The following is a 15,720-nucleotide window of genomic DNA, read 5'->3' as shown; positions in this document are numbered from 1 at the left end:
ACCTCCTTCAATTTATGAAAATGACATTCATCTCAACAGGATACCAACTGAAAACGCTAAAGCCATAATATATATCGCATGAGACCCTGAATGGCAACAACTTTATTCACATTGTAGCTACATTTTAACTATATGGCAGACCGTTCAGTGGGGAGGGCGGAGGGGAAGGGCATGAGAGGGTGAGAAGGTGAGAGGGTGCGAAAAAGAAGGTGGGGCCGTAAAGGGAACGGAAAGTCGGAGGAAGAATGGGGATGGCCTTTTTTTGATTTTACTCATTGACATTTATTTAATAACGGCTTACAAAGACGGGGATCGAAACTTACCTATGGATTCGAAGATAAACGGAGGAGGTTAATGAATGGAACCGCTAACCATCAATCGTAAAGAGAGCAAGCTGCGGGTTGCCCCGGAATGGGCCGACGTCTGCTTCGCCTGCGGCACCTGCGCGGGAGGCTGTCCCGTAACCGGCGTGGACGGCATGGACCCGAGGAAGGCTGTTCGCATGGCGGCGCTGGGTCTCGACCAGGAGCTGATCGATTCACGGTTCCCGTGGATCTGCACCCTGTGCGGCCGCTGCGAATATGCCTGTCCCCAGGGCGTGGAGATCCTGAAGATGATGCGCCGCGCAAGGACCCTCAGAGAGCGGGACAAGGTCCCCGGACCGATCCACAAGGGCGTGGTCATGTGCCTGGAGAGGGGGAACAATCTCGGGATTCCCAAAGACGATTTCCTCTTTCTGCTGGCCGATTTGTCCAAGGAGATGTCTGAGGACGAAGGATTCCCCGGTTTCTATGCCCCGGTGGATCAGAAGGGTGCCAATATACTGGTGACCGTCAATTCCAAAGAACCTTTTGGGGAACCCGATGACATGAAGTTCTGGTGGCGCATCTTCTACGCCGCCAGGGAGAGCTGGACCACCACCTCGACGAATTGGGAAGGGGTCAACTGGGGCCTTTTTTCCGGCGATGATGAGTCCATGAGGGAAATCACCGGCAGGATTGTCAAACATCTGGAGGAATTGGAGTGCAAGACGCTACTCCTGCCCGAGTGAGGCCACGCCTACTATGCGACTAGGCTTAGTCTGCAAACGTGGTTCCCAGAGGTTTTTGAGAAATACAGAGTGGTTTCAGTGCATGAGCTGCTGAAAGAATACATCGAGACCGGAAGGATCAAGGTCGATAAATCCATCCATGAGGAGCTGACCACGGTACACGATCCCTGCAACTACGGTCGAAAAAGCATGAAGGCCTTTGGAGAGGCCTTTTTCGAAGAACCGAGGTGGGTCACCCAGCAGTGTTGTGAAAATTACGTGGAGATGCACCCCAACCGGATGAACAATTTCTGCTGCGGGGCCGGGGGTGGGGCCTGGGCTATGCCCTATGATGCTGAGAGGATATACTACGGCCGGGTCAAGGCCAAACAGATCATGGACACCGGGGCCAAGATGGTCATCGCCCCCTGTCACAACTGCCGGGACCAGATTATGAAGGCGCTTACCAAAGAATATGGTCTTGGAATCGAGACCAAGTATCTTTGGGAACTGGTGGCGGATTCCCTGATCATCGAACCGTGGACCGAGGAAGAGATCCAGAAGGCCAATGAGCTGAGAGACGCCCAGTACGAAAGGGACGAGATCGATCTGGACGAAGAAATGTAGGCGTATTCCTGAAGGATAATCCTATTGCAATAGAAAAGCCCCCTGTGAAAACAGGGGGCTTTTTCGTTTGGCTTTTCTGAGTTGACCTTCTCCCGGTGTTCTGTCATAAAAACCCAAGAACATCCCTACCTCAGTTCATTGACTCACACGGAGCCACAAAGAACACAAAGAAAGGGCTTTCTCCGTTTCTTTACAAAAAAATCCTTTGTGTGCGTCTTTGTTTACCCCGTAGCTTCGGAAAATGGTACTGGGGTGTGAGATATTGGGGTTGCTGGTATCCGCTTTAGATTACTTTAGGCACTTCTCTCAGGTGCCCATCTCCCATGAGGAGAGGTACCGTTCCTGCTCTTCTGTGAGCGTGTCGATCTCGATCCCCATGGATTTAAGCTTGAGTCGCGCGATCTCCTCGTCGATCTCCGCAGGGACCGGGTAGACCTTTTTCTTGAGATCGGCGTGGCTTTTGGCCATATATTCCGCTGACAGGGCCTGGTTGGCAAAGCTCATGTCCATGACGCTGGAGGGGTGTCCTTCTGCGGCGGCCAGGTTGATAAGCCGTCCTTCCCCCAGCAGATAGACCCTGCGACCGTTTTTGAGGCTGAATTCCTCCACAAACTCCCTGACGGGACGCCTGGTCTGTGAGGCATCGGCGAGCCCCTTGAGATCCAGTTCCACATCAAAGTGGCCCGAGTTGGAGACCATGGCCCCGTCTTTCATGACCAAGAAATGCTCGGCCCGGATGACGTTCATGTCCCCTGTCAGGGTGCAGAAAAAGTCTCCCAGCGGCGCTGCCCGGGCAATGGGCATGACCTGGAACCCGTCCATAACCGCCTCCAAGGCCCGAAGAGGACTCACTTCACACACGATCACATGGGCTCCGTGACCCTTGGCCCGAGTGGCCACGCCCCGTCCGCACCAGCCATAGCCGCTGACCACGAAGACCGCGCCGGCAATGAGCCGGTTGGTGGCCCGGATAATCCCGTCCACGGTGCTCTGGCCGGTCCCGTAACGGTTGTCAAAGAGGTGTTTGGTGTCGGCATCGTTGACGGAGATGATGGGGAACTGGAGCACCCCGTCCTTTTCCATGCTCCTGAGCCGGATGACGCCGGTGGTGGTCTCTTCGGTGCCGCCGATGACGTTCGAAAGAAATCGTTCCCGGTCTGCCTCAGACAGACCCCTTCCCCACTCACTGACAGAGGACTCCAGATCGCCCCATTTTTTCAGGGCAATGAAATGGAGCGAACTGACCAGGTCGGCGCCGTCATCCATGGTCAGGTGGGGCTCGTGTTTGAGGGCTGAAAGGATATGACTGTAATAGGTCCCATGATCCTCTCCCTTGATGGCAAACACCGGGATCTCGTCATCTGCCACCAGGGAAGCGGCCACGTCGTCCTGGGTTGAAAGGGGATTGGACGCGCACACCACCACGTCGGCCCCCCCGGCCTTCAGGGTCTTGGCAAGGGCTGCGGTTTCCGTTGTGACATGGAGACAGGCGGAAAGCCTGAGCCCCTTGAGGGGTTTTTCCTCTTGAAAACGTTCTCTGATGATCTTGAGGACCGACATGCTCATCCCGGCCCATTCAATCCTCAGGCGGCCCTTTGCTGCCAGCCCGATGTCCTTGATATCATAATCCATTTCAGTTAACCTCTCTTTTTGATGTTATGGGTCTGTTCAATAAGTCTCATTATGGAAAAATCACCTTGTGGGAGCGGGTTCCCCCGCTAAAGACGGGATCTGAGACAAGCCGCGAAAACTCGTGGCAAGATGCCACCCACACAGGATCTTGACTCCAAGCCCAGCGTATAATGAGAATTGCGGGTGTCTGTCCGTATTTCGGCCCTTACAATCCTTGCGAGCCGGCCGACGATCTATTTTACCGCTTTCTTGAGGGCCTCGATCGCGTCTGTTTTTTCCCAGGTAAATTCGGATTTCTCCCGGCCGAAGTGACCGTAGTTGCAGGTCTTGGCATAGATCGGTCTGAGAAGGTCGAGCCGTTCGATAATCGCCGCCGGCCTCAGGTCAAACTCCTTTTTGACGATCTCCGTCAACTCACTGCTGGGAAGGACGCCCGTACTGTAGGCGCCGACCATCACCGAAACGGGTTGGGCCCGTCCAATGGTGTATGCCACCTGGATTTCGCACCTTTCCGCCAATCCTGCGGCCACAATATTCTTCGCGATATACCGGCACATATAGGAGGCGCTCCGGTCCACCTTGGAGGGATCTTTTCCGGAAAAAGCCCCGCCGCCGTGATACCCGAATCCGCCATAGGTGTCCATAATAATCTTCCGTCCGGTGAGGCCGCAATCTCCCATGGGACCTCCTACCACAAACCGGCCCGTTGTGTTGATAAAATATTCGGTCTGTTTATCCAGCATCTCAGGAGGGATCACCTCCTGGATGACCTGTTCAATGATGGCCTCGCGAAGGGTATCGTAATCCACATCAGGGTTATGCTGGGCCGCGATAACCACCGAATGAATTCTGGAAGGACTTCCCTCTTTATATTCAACAGTGACCTGGGATTTGCCGTCCGGCCTCAGCCAGGGAAGTTGGCCGGATTTTCGCACGTGGGCCAGTCTCCTGGTCAGACCATGGGCAAGGTAGATCGGCATCGGCATCAGTGTCTTGGTTTCAGTGCATGCGTACCCGAACATGAGACCCTGATCGCCCGCCCCCTGCTCCTTGAAAAGACCTGTCCCGTTCACTCCCATGGCAATATCCGGGGACTGCTTGTCAATGGTGGAGAGCACCGCGCATGTTTCCCAGTCAAACCCCATGGAGGAATTTCTGTAACCGATGTCCCTGATGGTATTTCTCACGACCTCCGGCATATCCACGTAAGCGGATGTGGTGATCTCGCCTGAGATCATGGCCATGCCGGTGGTCACCAGGGTCTCACACGCCACCCTCGCCTTGAGGTCTTGTTCCAAGATGGCATCCAGAATGCTGTCGGAGATCCGGTCGGCAACCTTATCGGGATGGCCTTCGGTGACCGACTCGGAGGTGAATAAAAAGTTGGATGGTTTCATTTGGTATCTCCTTTCATGTATGTATACATACAACGTTGGGTGTTGATGCGTCCCTGTTCGGCCGAGGGTCCATGCTGAATAGGGTGCGTGTTAAGCGCCGGTCACCCGAAGCCATAGACAGGTCTTTTTTTCGAATGCCGCTTATCGGTTTGAAGCCTTTCGAAGCAGGCAGTTATCGATAAGCCGGGTCTTACCCACCCTAACGGCCAGGGCCAGGAGGACTTCTTCTTGGAGGACATCCACATCGTCCAGGGTGACCGGATCGCAGAGGGCAACATAATCGATATCGGTAAAGGGATGGCCCAGGATGAGAGACCTGACCGCATCAGCAACGGCCTTCGCCCTGTTCTCGCCGCCTTGGAATAAATCCCGGGCCAGATCGATTGATTCTTTCAGGCAGAGGGCAGACGCCCGTTCTTCCTGGCTTAGATAGGTGTTTCTGGAACTCATGGCCAAACCATCCGGTTCGCGCACTGTGGGAACACCCAGGATCCGGATGTCCATATTGAGGTCCATGACCATCCGACTGATGATTGCCAGCTGCTGATAGTCCTTCTGCCCGAAAACCGCCAGATGGGGTTTGGTGATATTGAACAGCTTGGCAACGACCGTGGCAACCCCGTCAAAATGGCCGGGTCTGGAAAGGCCGCAGAGGTGCTGTGGGAGATTTTCGACCTGGACCCGGGTCTGGAAATGATCCGGATATATCTCTTCAACCGATGGCATGAAGACGATGTCGACTCCAGAGTCACGGGCCTTTTGAAGGTCGCCCTCCGTATCCCTCGGATATTTGTCGAGGTCCTCGGCCGGCCCGAACTGGGTCGGGTTGACAAAGATGCTGATGATCAGTTCATCCGCGTGGTACTTCCCTGCCCGCATTAATTCCAGGTGGCCCTCATGGAGAAACCCCATGGTCGGCACCAGGGCGATGGTCCGCCCTGCGCCGCGCAATGCATCGGATCTCTCCTGCATTTCTCGAACGGTTGTTATCACTTCCATGACCAGGCCTCGGGAAGGGCGCCATACAGCCCCCTGTTACAGCAAAATCAAATTTTATATCAATCCGTTTCAGGCTTGTCAACCTCAAGGATCGACGCAAGCCTCAGGAACTCATCCATGGTAAGGGTCTCTGCCCGTCTTGCGGGGTCGATGCCGCAGCCCGTTATCTGTTTTAAGAGGACACGCGGGTCCCGGCCGGGGAGATATCCCTTAAGAGAATTCAGCAGGGTCTTCCTCCTGTGGGCAAAGGCCCATCTTACCGTTTTCCTGAAATCGTCTTCGCCGACCCCGTGACTGGGATATGGTTGCTCAAAATCGAGTTCGATGACCATTGAATCGACCTTTGGAACGGGATGGAAGGTATTCCTCGGCACCTCAAGCAGACGCGTGGGCCGGGCATGGTAGCGAATCAGGAGGGTCATGGCCCCATAATTCTTGGTGCATGGGGAGGCGGTCAGCCGTTCGGCAACCTCTCGCTGAAACATGAGCACCGCCCGTGACAGCCGGTCACGATGATGTATCAGTTTCTTCAGTACGGGAGAAGAGATGTTGTACGGCAGATTGCCGATCACCTGGATCTTTTCCGAAGGCGGGAGGGGGATCGCGTCAAAATCGAATCTCAAGATATCCTGACAGACAAGATTTACATTGGTAATGCCCGAGGCGGAGAGCCTTTTTCGAAGAAAATCCGTCAGGCGGATGTCCTTTTCCACGGCCACGATGCTGGAAACGGCCCTGGAAAGGGGGAGGGTGAGGGCCCCCTGTCCGGGACCTATTTCCAGGACCACGTCGGACGATCGGAAGCCTGCTGAAGAGATGATTTTGTCGGGGATGACTGCATTAATAAGAAAATGCTGGCCCAGCCGCTTGTCGGGCTGAAGAGATCTCTCCCGGCTCAATAATCTGTGACGCGCCAATTTTTCCTGCCCTTCCTCGATTCGCGCCAGGCCTTTATCTTTTTAAAGATAAAGAGGAGAATGAAGTAGGAGGGGATTGCGGTGACGATTCCCATGATCAGACCGCCTGTGAGAAAGGAGCCAATCATGAGTCCCCCGGCCGCCAAGATTTTCTCTGCGATCACCATAGCGTCCTCACCCAGGCGGACAGATGCCATGATGGAAGAAAACCTCCCCATCTGCTGTCCCTCTATGCCCAATACATACGCCCCCAGTTTTTGGCTGTAATAGTATAGAAAATACCAGTTCAGCGGGTTGCTGATCCAGGTGCCGAGGGCCGCGGTGATTTTGCTCCCCTTAAACACAAGGGCCAGGGCCACAGCCAGGGCCATCTGAACCGGCATAATCGGCATCATGCCGGCGAAGATGCCGAAGCTCATCCCAAGGGCCAGTTCATGGGGTTCTCCCCTTAGACGGATGAATCTGAGATAATAATATCGGATCTGCCTTTTGAGTTCCAAAGTGGTAATCTATTCCTTACACATGGAGATGAAAAAATGAGCGGTCACGGGTTCAAAGATTCCCCCCCTTGCGCGGGATTTGAGTTTCAATCCGGGAGAGGGAGGTTGTCTATCGAAAACTTGGATCTCACATCTGCGGACATGTCGGCGGTCTCCCCTCGAAGCAGCCGATGATAGCCGGCCGCTGCAATCATGGCGCCGTTGTCGGTGCAGTATTCAGGCCTCGGAAAATAGACCCGAACCCCTTCCTCTGCCGCGGCTTCGGACACCCTCTCCCTGAGCGTTTGGTTGCATGCGACGCCTCCTGCCATGACAACCGATGGGGCGTTGGTCCGCCTCCTCGCTGCCATTAGTTTGTGAACCAGCACGTCCACCACCGATTCCTGGAACGAGGCTGCAATGTCGGCAAGGGTTGTTCCCTGATCGTGCGTTTCCCCATCTTCGTGCCATTTTTTCATATACAGGGCAACCGCTGTTTTGAGGCCGCTGAAACTGAAGTCAAGGGAGTCTTTTTCCATATACGCCCTGGGAAACAGAACCCTGTCGCAGACCCCGTTTCCGGCCATTCGTTCTATGGCCACCCCGCCCGGATAGCCGAGACCGGAGATCTTGGCGACCTTGTCGAATGCCTCGCCCGCGGCATCATCCAGGGTCTGGCCCATCAGCACATAGCGGCCAAATCCCTCCACATGATATAAACTGGTATGTCCGCCCGAGACCGTCAGGGCGACAAAGGGAAACGGGGGAGGGGTCTCTTCCAGGAAGATGGAGAGGATGTGTCCTTCCAGGTGGTTGACTGCTGCCAGTGGGATATTTAGGACATACGCCAGTCCTTTGGCATAATAAAGACCTACGAGAAGTGCTCCCACCAGTCCCGGCCCGACCGTTACCGCAACGCCGTCCAGGTCGTCCAATTGAATACCGGCCTTCGACAGGGCCTCCTCAACCACGGGCATGATGTTCCGGGTATGTTCCCGGGAGGCCAGTTCAGGGACGACACCCCCGTGGGGATGGTGGACCTCCACCTGAGAATGGACCACATTGGAGAGGACCGATTTTCCGTCGATCACCACGCCGGCAGATGTATCATCACAGGAGGTATCGATGCCTAGGATGATCATGGAAAAAAGTCGCAAGAACGTCGAACGTCGAACGTCGACCATCGAACGTGGAACGAAAAACAAATATGGCGTGCAGTCGCTTTGCTCATTTGGGTCCCTTCAGTCGTTTTTGCGTCTGTCCTGCGCAAAATTAGATCCGGACACTGTCCTTTTCATCCCGGTTATTTGTTTTCCACGTCCAGACCAAAGGCCCTGTGGAGGACCCGCACCGCCAATTCCGTGTACTTCTCTTCAATAACACAGGATATCTTTATCTCGGAGGTGCTGATCATCATGATATTGATATTCTCCTGGGCCAGGGTCGCAAACATCTTTTTGGCGACCCCGGCGTGCGTCCGCATCCCCACGCCGATAATGGAGACCTTGGCAATATCTTCATCACCCAAGACCCGTTCTGCGCCGATTCCCGCGGCCACCTCGCTGACCAGCTTCATGGTCTTGTAGAAGTCGGTCTTGGGAACGGTAAACGTCAGGTCGGTCATCCCGTCCTGGCTCGTATTCTGAACGATCATGTCCACTACGATGCCGGCCTTGAAAACAGGATCAAATATCCGGGAGGCGATCCCCGGCTGATCCGGCACCTTGCGGATGGTCACCCGTGCCTCATTCTTGTTGTAGGCAACCCCCGATACCGCGACCCTCTCCATATCCTTTGTCTCCGCAACCACCATGGTACCCCTTTCATCGGTAAATGTTGATCTCACATGAATCGGCACGCCGAATTTTTTTGCAAATTCAACCGATCGGATTTCAAGGACCTTGGCCCCCAGGCTGGCCATCTCCAGCATCTCTTCGTAGGCGATGAAATCCATTTTTTTGGCCTTCGGGCAGACGTTGGGATCTGTGGTATAAACGCCGTCGACATCCGTATAGATCTCGCAGACATCCGCTTTCAAGGCTGCGGCCAGGGCAACGGCCGTGGTGTCGGACCCGCCTCGTCCCAGCGTGGTAATGTCTCCATGATCATCGATACCCTGGAACCCCGCCACCGTTATGATCCTGCCGTCTTCCAGGTCCCGGGCAATCCGTTCCGTTTTAATATCGTGGATCCGCGCCTTCCCGAACAGATCATCGGTGCGGATCGCCACCTGGAACCCGAGGAGGGAACGCGCATCATGGCCCATCGATTTTACAGCCATTGCAAAGAGGGCCACACTCACCTGCTCCCCTGTGGACATGAGGACATCCAACTCCCTCGGATCCGGGTCCTCGGTCAATTCGTGGGCCAGCCGGATGAGCCCGTCGGTTTGACCGGCCATGGCCGACAGGACCACCACCATCTGGTTGCCCTCCTCGGCGACCCGGATCACCCTCTCGGCGACCGCACGGATTTTTTCAATGCTGCCCACCGAGGTTCCGCCGTACTTCTGAACAATGAGTGCCATAATCGCTCTTATCTTACCTCCTTTTTCACCGCTCTCAGAATGCTCACCGCCTCCGGATGGTGTCCGGAAAGCGTAATTTCGCGGGAGTGCTCGTCCAGAATTTTAATCCGGACCTTCAAATGTCTTTCGGGGAGGATTTCGGGCCAGCGATCGGCCCACTCCATCACTGAAACACCGTTTCCATGCAGATATTCATCAAGACCGGCATTCAAGAAATCAGCGGCCGTTTCCAGGCGATAGACATCCATATGAAACAGCATACACCTGCCCTCATACGCGTTCATGAGGGCAAAGGTGGGACTGGTGACCACCTGGTCAGGCGAAACCCCCAGCCCCAAGGCCAGCCCCTTGGTAAACCACGTTTTTCCACTCCCCAGGTCCCCGGCAAGGGCGATCACATCTCCCTCTTGCAGGTGTGCGCCCAATCGCCGGCCCAGGCAGACGGTCTCCTCACCGGAAGATGTCCGGCAGGTGACGGAATCCCCATTCACCCCGCAATCGTCCTTATCAGGTCTGCCTTGCCGATAATCCCGACCAGGCGATTTCCATCCATGACCGGGATGGTGTAGATCTTCTTCTGGGTCATGAGGGTGGCGATTTCATCGATAGGGGCCTTTTCATCTACGGTGACGGGCTTCTTGGTGTATAGATCTGCGACCGTGGCGGCGCTGACCCGTTGGAACTCTTTTTCGATATTCTTCGGGTTTTCAAGATAGATAACCGCATCGAAGAGGGTCACCACGGTAGGGATGTGGAGTTTCCTGTCTTTGCGGATCAGGTCGCTTTCACAGATGATCCCGATAAGCGACCCGTCGTCGACGACTACGGGGACCCCGTTGATGTGGTTGTTGTAAAGGATCCCCGCCAACTCTTTCAGGGAGGTCTCCTTTTTGACGGTAATCACCTCTGTCGTCATAATATCGCTGGCATTTAACATCTCATGCCCCCCTTTCCATCACCACCATGGCAATGCCGTAATCCCCATCGTCTGAAAGACTCAGGTGAATGCCGGTTATCCCTTTCTCCCGGCAGGTCTCCGCGGCCACCCCGAAAAGCCTCAGGCCGGGTTTTCCCGAAGGATCGTTGAACACCTCGATATCCCGCCAGCGGATCCCCCTTCGCATACCCAGGCCCAAGGCCTTTGAGAACGCCTCCTTGGCAGCGAACCGAAGCGCGAAGGCGGCGTGGGGAGCGGGTCGTCGGCGGCAGATTCGGGCCTCCTGGTCTGTAAATACCCGTTTGATAAATCTGTCTCCCCAGGTGAGAAGCACCTTCTCCATCCTCCGGATGCTCACCAGATCTACGCCGGTTCCATAAATCATGCTAATAATACTTGACCAGATCGATCATCTTCCGGACCGCCTGTTCAAAACCGATCAGGACCGCCATGGCCACGATGCTGTGTCCGATGCTGTATTCCTGGATATGGGACAGGTCCTTGAATCGTTTTACATTTACATAATCAAGCCCGTGCCCGGCGCTGATGTCGAGGTTCAGGGTTGCGGCCGATTCAACGGCCCGGGCAATTCGGCCAAACTGTTCCACGGCCTCCGGTTCGGATCGCGCCTCTGAATAGTGACCTGTGTGGACCTCTATAATATCCGCCCCGCACTGGTGGGCCGCCTTGATCTGCTCAGGATCGGGATCAATAAAAAAGCTGACCCGGATGCCCGCCCCCTTGAGACGTCGGACCATATTGTTGTAATGACCCGGCCGGGCCCTGACGTCAAGTCCCCCTTCGGTGGTAAGCTCCTCCCTCTTCTCGGGGACCAGGGTGACCAGATCCGGCTTGACATCCAGTGCGATATCCACGATCTCCTCGACAGCGGCCATCTCCATGTTCAGCCGGGTCTTCACTGTCTCCCGCAGGAGTCTCAGGTCCCTGTCGTTGATGTGCCGCCGGTCTTCCCTGAGATGGCAGATGATGCCCTCGGCGCCTGCCAGTTCAGCCAGACCTGCCGCAAGGACCGGGTCAGGCGCGTCGCCTCCCCTGGCCTGGCGCACCGTGGCGACATGATCCACATTCACCGCTAACCGTGCCATTCTTATTTCCCTCCCCCTACTAATGCCATCAACCGTTCCTCTTCTTTCTCCATGAGAACCGCCTGCTCCTCGGAACCGATGTGGTCATGGCCTAAAAGGTGCAGAATCCCGTGGATGAGCAGCCGGTCGATCGTCTGTTCCAAAGACTCCCCGTATTCCCCCGCCTCTCTTTGCGCGGTATCCACGGATATGACCACGTCCCCTAACAATTCTGTTATAAAATCATATGGTTGGCCCGATGTACCGGGATCCGCCATGGGGAACGCCAGGACATTTGTCGGCCCGGTTCTCCCCATATATTGAAGATTGAGCTCTGATATGCGGCGGTCATCGGTGAAGAGGACGCTCAGTTCCTTGTCATGACAACCCAAGTCGCTTAAGACCTTCGCCAACTTGGCCTTGATCTCCCTTTTTTTCAATCCGGGAAGTTCCCGGTGAGACTGAATCCGTATCTCCATTTTTTCCCTTTTTGGGGACCGATTCCCTTGGTTCCGCGGCGGCTTCACGGTCGCGGACCGCCACGATTCTTGTAGCGGGTTCAGGGTATTCAACGCGATGGTGGAAAATTCCGCTGAGGGTCTTGTTGAAGCTCTTGGCGATCTCGTGAAGATCCTTCAGGGTCAGTTCACATTCATCCAACTGACCATCGGAAAAAATCTTATTGACCATCTTCTGGACCATCCCCTGGATCCGTGCCGGGGTGGGATCCACCAGCGTCTTGGATGCCGCCTCCACAACGTCCGCAAGCATGACCAGCCCGGCCTCTTTGGTCTGGGGCTTGGGTCCTGGATACCGGAAATCCGCCTCTTCCACCAGAAGACATTTTCCGCCTTTTTTTTCGGCCTGTTCCCTGGCCTTTTCGTAGAAATAGGTGATCAGGGACGTGCCGTGGTGCTGTCTGATAATATCGATGATCTCCTTTCCCAATCGATACTGCCTTGCCAATTCGACGCCGTCCTTGACATGGGAGATGAGAATCAGACTGCTCATGGAAGGGGCCAGCTTTTCATGCTTGTTCATCCGGCCTCCCTGATTTTCGATAAAATAGAGGGGCTTCTTTATCTTTCCGATATCATGATAATAGGCAGCCACCTTTGCAAGGAGGGGATTGGCATTGACTGCCCTGGCGGATGCCTCCACCATGTTGCTCACGATCACGCTGTGATGATAGGTACCCGGGGCCTGGACCATGAGTTCCCGCAACAGCGGCTGGTCCAGATTCGCCAGTTCGAGGAGTTTAATATCCGTGGTGTAGCTGAAAGTCATTTCTATCAACGGAAGGATCCCCGTGGCCACCACCCCCACCAAAACGCCTCCAAGAAGGGCTGAACAGAATGCAACAAGCGCCTCAAGGGAAAAGAATGACCCGTATAACCCCTCGATGGAAAGGGCCAGAATTATGTTGGCCACACCGACCTTGAGCCCGGCCCTGATAAAGACCCCCCTTTCCCGATATTGTCTCACGCCGTATGCCGCAACCAGGGACCCTACAAAAAAATAGACAAAAAATTCCATCCGTCCATCTATCACCAGGCAGGCAAGGGCCGAGATAATGAGAGAAAAACTGGCGGCTACGCCGATGCCATGGAAGATCGATATGAGCATGGCGCCGCTGGCCACCGGAACGGCAAAGAGCAAGGCCTTGGGAGAAAAGAAACTGTATCCTCTGGCGATTTCAAAGGCCACAAAATTGAATGCAATTACCACCAAGAAGACGAGCAGAAGGGTTGTCCCTTGAAATACCAGGTCCTTTTCCTCTGGACCGGAAGATCGACGGCTGAGGAGGCCCGCCATGTACATGGACGAGAGGAGACATGCAATGAGGATGGCCATGGCAGGCACTCTCCCCAACATCTCCTTCTGTTTCAATAACTTATATTGTTCGCTCAGCTTGATCAGGTGTTCAGGGGTAATCCGTTCGCCTTCCCGGATCAACATCTCGCCCTTTTTCACCTTGAAATAGAAGGGCTTGACCGACTCTCGCGCATGCTCCTTTCTCAAGGCGGTTTCCCGATTATTAAAAGTGAGGTTGGGTTTTATCAGACTGGTGGCGAGTCTCATTACTGTCTGGGCCAGTTCTCTCGGTGTGATATCCCGGGTGAGAACCTTCCCCCGGCTTTCGATAAATTCCCCGGCCGACTTGAGGTCGTGGAATCGGTTAAGATCCGTAACAGTGGTCTCTTTCCCATCGTGGATGTCATGCAGGACAATCCCTTTGGCGCTCTGTTTCACCAGCATCTGGTTATCGCCGACGATCCCGGTTTGAAAGAGATTGGTGGTCAATGTGGCAAGCGCCTTTTCCGCCTCCGAAGGGAAGTCGGTTTTCATTAAAATATCGATCGACTTTTCGTCAAAAGGGATATCAAGAATCTCGAAAAACCGGCTTTTAAAGGCTTTCGTAGTCTCCAGATGATCAGAGAGCGCCTTTTCCGATGCAAGGGACCCGCTGTCATAGGCGTAGGAAAGTTCGATGGATTTGGCCAGATATTCCCTTCCGGACTCAAAGGCCTTGTTTATCTTGGCTGCCATATCCGTTCCGGTGGGATCAAAATCGTAGACAGGGAGCACCTCCCGGAATGCCTCTTGCCGGTTCTTGTCCGTCAGTTCCAGGTTTTCGACGAGAAAATCCCGGGATGCCTTGATATCGCGACCGGCCACATCCCCTAATTCGTATGCCTTGGGTGGCGTCAGAACACTGGGAAACAGGAGAATGGATATGATGACGCTCAGACTCAGCAGGATATACCAGCGCTTGGCCTCGGATCGAACCCACATGCTCCCCCCCCTGGCGCCGTGCCCCTTTGTCGTCCCACGGGACGCGTCCGTTTCCTTTTTCCTTGACGGTTTTCTCTTATTCACGGGCGTCAATATGGATCTGTCAATTTTCTTTGTTGGCATAATCAGGCGACTTCCCTTGAACTCTGTCTGCGGTTTTCCATCTTTTCATAAGCGTCGATGATTTCCTGGACCAGCCGATGCCTGACGACATCTTCCCTCGAAAAGTAGACAAACTGGATTCCCCGTATCCCTTTGAGAGTCTCTTTCGCCTCTATGAGCCCGGAGGTCTTTCCTTTAGGAAGGTCTGTCTGGGTGACATCCCCTGTGATGACCGCCTTTGAGCTGAAACCAAGGCGGGTCAGGAACATCTTCATCTGCTCGGAGGTGGCATTCTGGGCCTCGTCCAGGATCACGAAAGAATCGTTCAGGGTCCTCCCTCTCATAAAGGCGAGAGGCGCAACCTCTATCACTCCCTGTTCCAGGAGTCGCGACGCATTTTCAAAGGACATCATGTCGTGAAGGGCGTCGTACAGCGGCCGGAGATAAGGGTTTACCTTTTCAGAAAGGTCTCCTGGAAGAAACCCGAGGTGCTCCCCTGCCTCCACGGCGGGCCGTGCCAAGACAACCCTGTTGATCTCCTTCTTGATCAGAGAGGACACCGCCATGGCCATGGCCAGGTAAGTCTTTCCTGTCCCTGCCGGACCAATTCCAAAAACGATGTCGAACTTACGGATACTGTCAATGTAGTTCTTCTGGTTGATCGTCTTTGGAGAGATGGTTTTCTTTTTGGAGGAGATGGAGATTTCCTCCTTGAATATGGTTTTAAGATCGGCCGAGCGATCCCCGCTCACAATCCTGACCGCATATTCAACATCACTGGGATAGAGAGGGTAATCAGACTCCAGGAGCCCGTAGAGCTGTTTCAAAATCGCGTCCACAAGGTCGACTTCCCAATCTTTCCCCCTGATGCGTATCACATTTCCCCGGAGGTTCAAAGAAACCCCAGTCCGTTCTTCCAGCAATTGGAGGTGGGCGTTGTGTTCTCCGCATAGACTTCGCAGCAATTCATGGTTCGGGAAGGTCACCTCCCTGCTGATAATTGAATCATCCGTAACAGGTGTTTTATCCAATTAAAAATCCTTCAATTTAAATATGATGGTCTCGTAAAAAGTAAAAGTTAATTAAACGATTGAAATAATTGTAAATAGACTCATTTTTAGCTTGCTTTTTGCCCTACATTTTGGTATAGAAATAGACCAGTTGTTAACCCATTGTAGGTGAAAAGCATGAT

At 54.3% G+C, this 15,720-nt stretch carries 15 protein-coding genes; 1 reads left to right on the top strand and 14 read right to left on the bottom strand.

Translation table 11 applies throughout. From position 1 onward, the window contains the following. The first annotated feature begins 358 nt into the window (after positions 1-358). Positions 359-1,657, top strand: a complete 1,299-nt coding sequence (locus K9N21_08740) for a (Fe-S)-binding protein (GenBank protein ID MCF8143991.1) — start codon at positions 359-361, stop codon at positions 1,655-1,657. Between the two features lie 306 nt (positions 1,658-1,963). Here the strand turns inward: K9N21_08740 and ahcY are convergent, their stop codons facing one another. The 14 genes from ahcY to K9N21_08670 all read right to left on the bottom strand — a co-directional run bounded on the left by ahcY (position 1,964) and on the right by K9N21_08670 (position 15,529). Further along, a complete protein-coding gene (ahcY, locus tag K9N21_08735) occupies positions 1,964-3,289 on the bottom strand; it encodes an adenosylhomocysteinase (protein MCF8143990.1) in 1,326 nt (441 codons plus the stop codon). Positions 3,290-3,522: 233 nt separating this feature from the next. Beyond that, positions 3,523-4,686 carry a methionine adenosyltransferase gene (gene metK / locus K9N21_08730; protein MCF8143989.1) on the bottom strand — a complete coding sequence of 388 codons (1,164 nt, stop codon included), beginning with the start codon at positions 4,684-4,686 and terminating at the stop codon, positions 3,523-3,525. A 141-nt stretch (positions 4,687-4,827) separates the two neighbouring features. Continuing rightward, entirely contained in the window at positions 4,828-5,685 is an 858-nt protein-coding gene (gene panC / locus K9N21_08725) for a pantoate--beta-alanine ligase (protein MCF8143988.1), read from the bottom strand. 59 nt (positions 5,686-5,744) lie between these two features. Next, positions 5,745-6,602: a 16S rRNA (adenine(1518)-N(6)/adenine(1519)-N(6))-dimethyltransferase RsmA gene (rsmA, locus tag K9N21_08720; protein ID MCF8143987.1), complete on the bottom strand. Its 858-nt coding sequence runs from the start codon at positions 6,600-6,602 to the stop codon at positions 5,745-5,747. Next, positions 6,581-7,102 (bottom strand): DUF2062 domain-containing protein, encoded by a 522-nt coding sequence (locus tag K9N21_08715; protein ID MCF8143986.1) that lies wholly within the window; start codon positions 7,100-7,102, stop codon positions 6,581-6,583. Before K9N21_08715 ends, rsmA begins: the two co-directional genes overlap by 22 nt. Positions 7,103-7,188: 86 nt before the next feature. Continuing rightward, positions 7,189-8,223 (bottom strand): tRNA (adenosine(37)-N6)-threonylcarbamoyltransferase complex transferase subunit TsaD, encoded by a 1,035-nt coding sequence (gene tsaD / locus K9N21_08710; GenBank protein ID MCF8143985.1) that lies wholly within the window; start codon positions 8,221-8,223, stop codon positions 7,189-7,191. A gap of 161 nt (positions 8,224-8,384) precedes the next feature. Further along, complete coding sequence (locus K9N21_08705; GenBank protein MCF8143984.1) at positions 8,385-9,608, bottom strand: aspartate kinase; 1,224 nt, start codon at positions 9,606-9,608, stop codon at positions 8,385-8,387. A gap of 8 nt (positions 9,609-9,616) precedes the next feature. Beyond that, positions 9,617-10,099, bottom strand: coding sequence for a tRNA (adenosine(37)-N6)-threonylcarbamoyltransferase complex ATPase subunit type 1 TsaE (tsaE, locus tag K9N21_08700; protein ID MCF8143983.1), 483 nt, complete (start codon positions 10,097-10,099; stop codon positions 9,617-9,619). Next, positions 10,096-10,545 carry a CBS domain-containing protein gene (locus tag K9N21_08695; protein ID MCF8143982.1) on the bottom strand — a complete coding sequence of 150 codons (450 nt, stop codon included), beginning with the start codon at positions 10,543-10,545 and terminating at the stop codon, positions 10,096-10,098. Before K9N21_08695 ends, tsaE begins: the two co-directional genes overlap by 4 nt. A gap of 1 nt (position 10,546) precedes the next feature. Then, entirely contained in the window at positions 10,547-10,930 is a 384-nt protein-coding gene (acpS, locus tag K9N21_08690) for a holo-ACP synthase (protein MCF8143981.1), read from the bottom strand. A gap of 1 nt (position 10,931) precedes the next feature. After that, a complete protein-coding gene (locus tag K9N21_08685; protein ID MCF8143980.1) occupies positions 10,932-11,651 on the bottom strand; it encodes a pyridoxine 5'-phosphate synthase in 720 nt (239 codons plus the stop codon). A gap of 2 nt (positions 11,652-11,653) precedes the next feature. Then, the gene (gene ybeY, locus K9N21_08680) at positions 11,654-12,109 is read right to left on the bottom strand and encodes an rRNA maturation RNase YbeY (protein ID MCF8143979.1); all 456 of its coding nucleotides are present in this window, start codon (positions 12,107-12,109) and stop codon (positions 11,654-11,656) included. Continuing rightward, the gene (locus K9N21_08675; GenBank protein MCF8143978.1) at positions 12,009-14,549 is read right to left on the bottom strand and encodes an HDIG domain-containing protein; all 2,541 of its coding nucleotides are present in this window, start codon (positions 14,547-14,549) and stop codon (positions 12,009-12,011) included. The genes ybeY and K9N21_08675 overlap by 101 nt, the downstream gene beginning before the upstream one ends. A gap of 2 nt (positions 14,550-14,551) precedes the next feature. After that, positions 14,552-15,529 carry a PhoH family protein gene (locus K9N21_08670; GenBank protein MCF8143977.1) on the bottom strand — a complete coding sequence of 326 codons (978 nt, stop codon included), beginning with the start codon at positions 15,527-15,529 and terminating at the stop codon, positions 14,552-14,554. Between the last annotated feature and the right edge of the window lie 191 nt (positions 15,530-15,720).

This window comes from Deltaproteobacteria bacterium, assembly GCA_021737785.1.
Classification (GTDB): domain Bacteria; phylum Desulfobacterota; class DSM-4660; order Desulfatiglandales; family Desulfatiglandaceae; genus AUK324.
Note: the sequence above shows the minus strand (reverse complement) of the source record. Positions and strands in the feature narration are given on the sequence as shown.

Bases quoted from the DNA above. Each gene is read 5' to 3' on its own strand.
- ahcY (MCF8143990.1), bottom strand. From the start codon at position 3,289: ATGGATTATGATATCAAGGACATCGGGCTGGCAGCAAAGGGCCGCCTG.
- metK (MCF8143989.1), bottom strand. From the start codon at position 4,686: ATGAAACCATCCAACTTTTTATTCACCTCCGAGTCGGTCACCGAAGGC.
- panC (MCF8143988.1), bottom strand. From the start codon at position 5,685: ATGGAAGTGATAACAACCGTTCGAGAAATGCAGGAGAGATCCGATGCA.
- tsaD (MCF8143985.1), bottom strand. From the start codon at position 8,223: ATGATCATCCTAGGCATCGATACCTCCTGTGATGATACATCTGCCGGC.
- K9N21_08705 (MCF8143984.1), bottom strand. From the start codon at position 9,608: ATGGCACTCATTGTTCAGAAGTACGGCGGAACCTCGGTGGGCAGCATT.
- K9N21_08695 (MCF8143982.1), bottom strand. From the start codon at position 10,545: ATGTTAAATGCCAGCGATATTATGACGACAGAGGTGATTACCGTCAAA.
- acpS (MCF8143981.1), bottom strand. From the start codon at position 10,930: ATGATTTATGGAACCGGCGTAGATCTGGTGAGCATCCGGAGGATGGAG.
- K9N21_08685 (MCF8143980.1), bottom strand. From the start codon at position 11,651: ATGGCACGGTTAGCGGTGAATGTGGATCATGTCGCCACGGTGCGCCAG.
- ybeY (MCF8143979.1), bottom strand. From the start codon at position 12,109: ATGGAGATACGGATTCAGTCTCACCGGGAACTTCCCGGATTGAAAAAA.
- K9N21_08675 (MCF8143978.1), bottom strand. From the start codon at position 14,549: ATGCCAACAAAGAAAATTGACAGATCCATATTGACGCCCGTGAATAAG.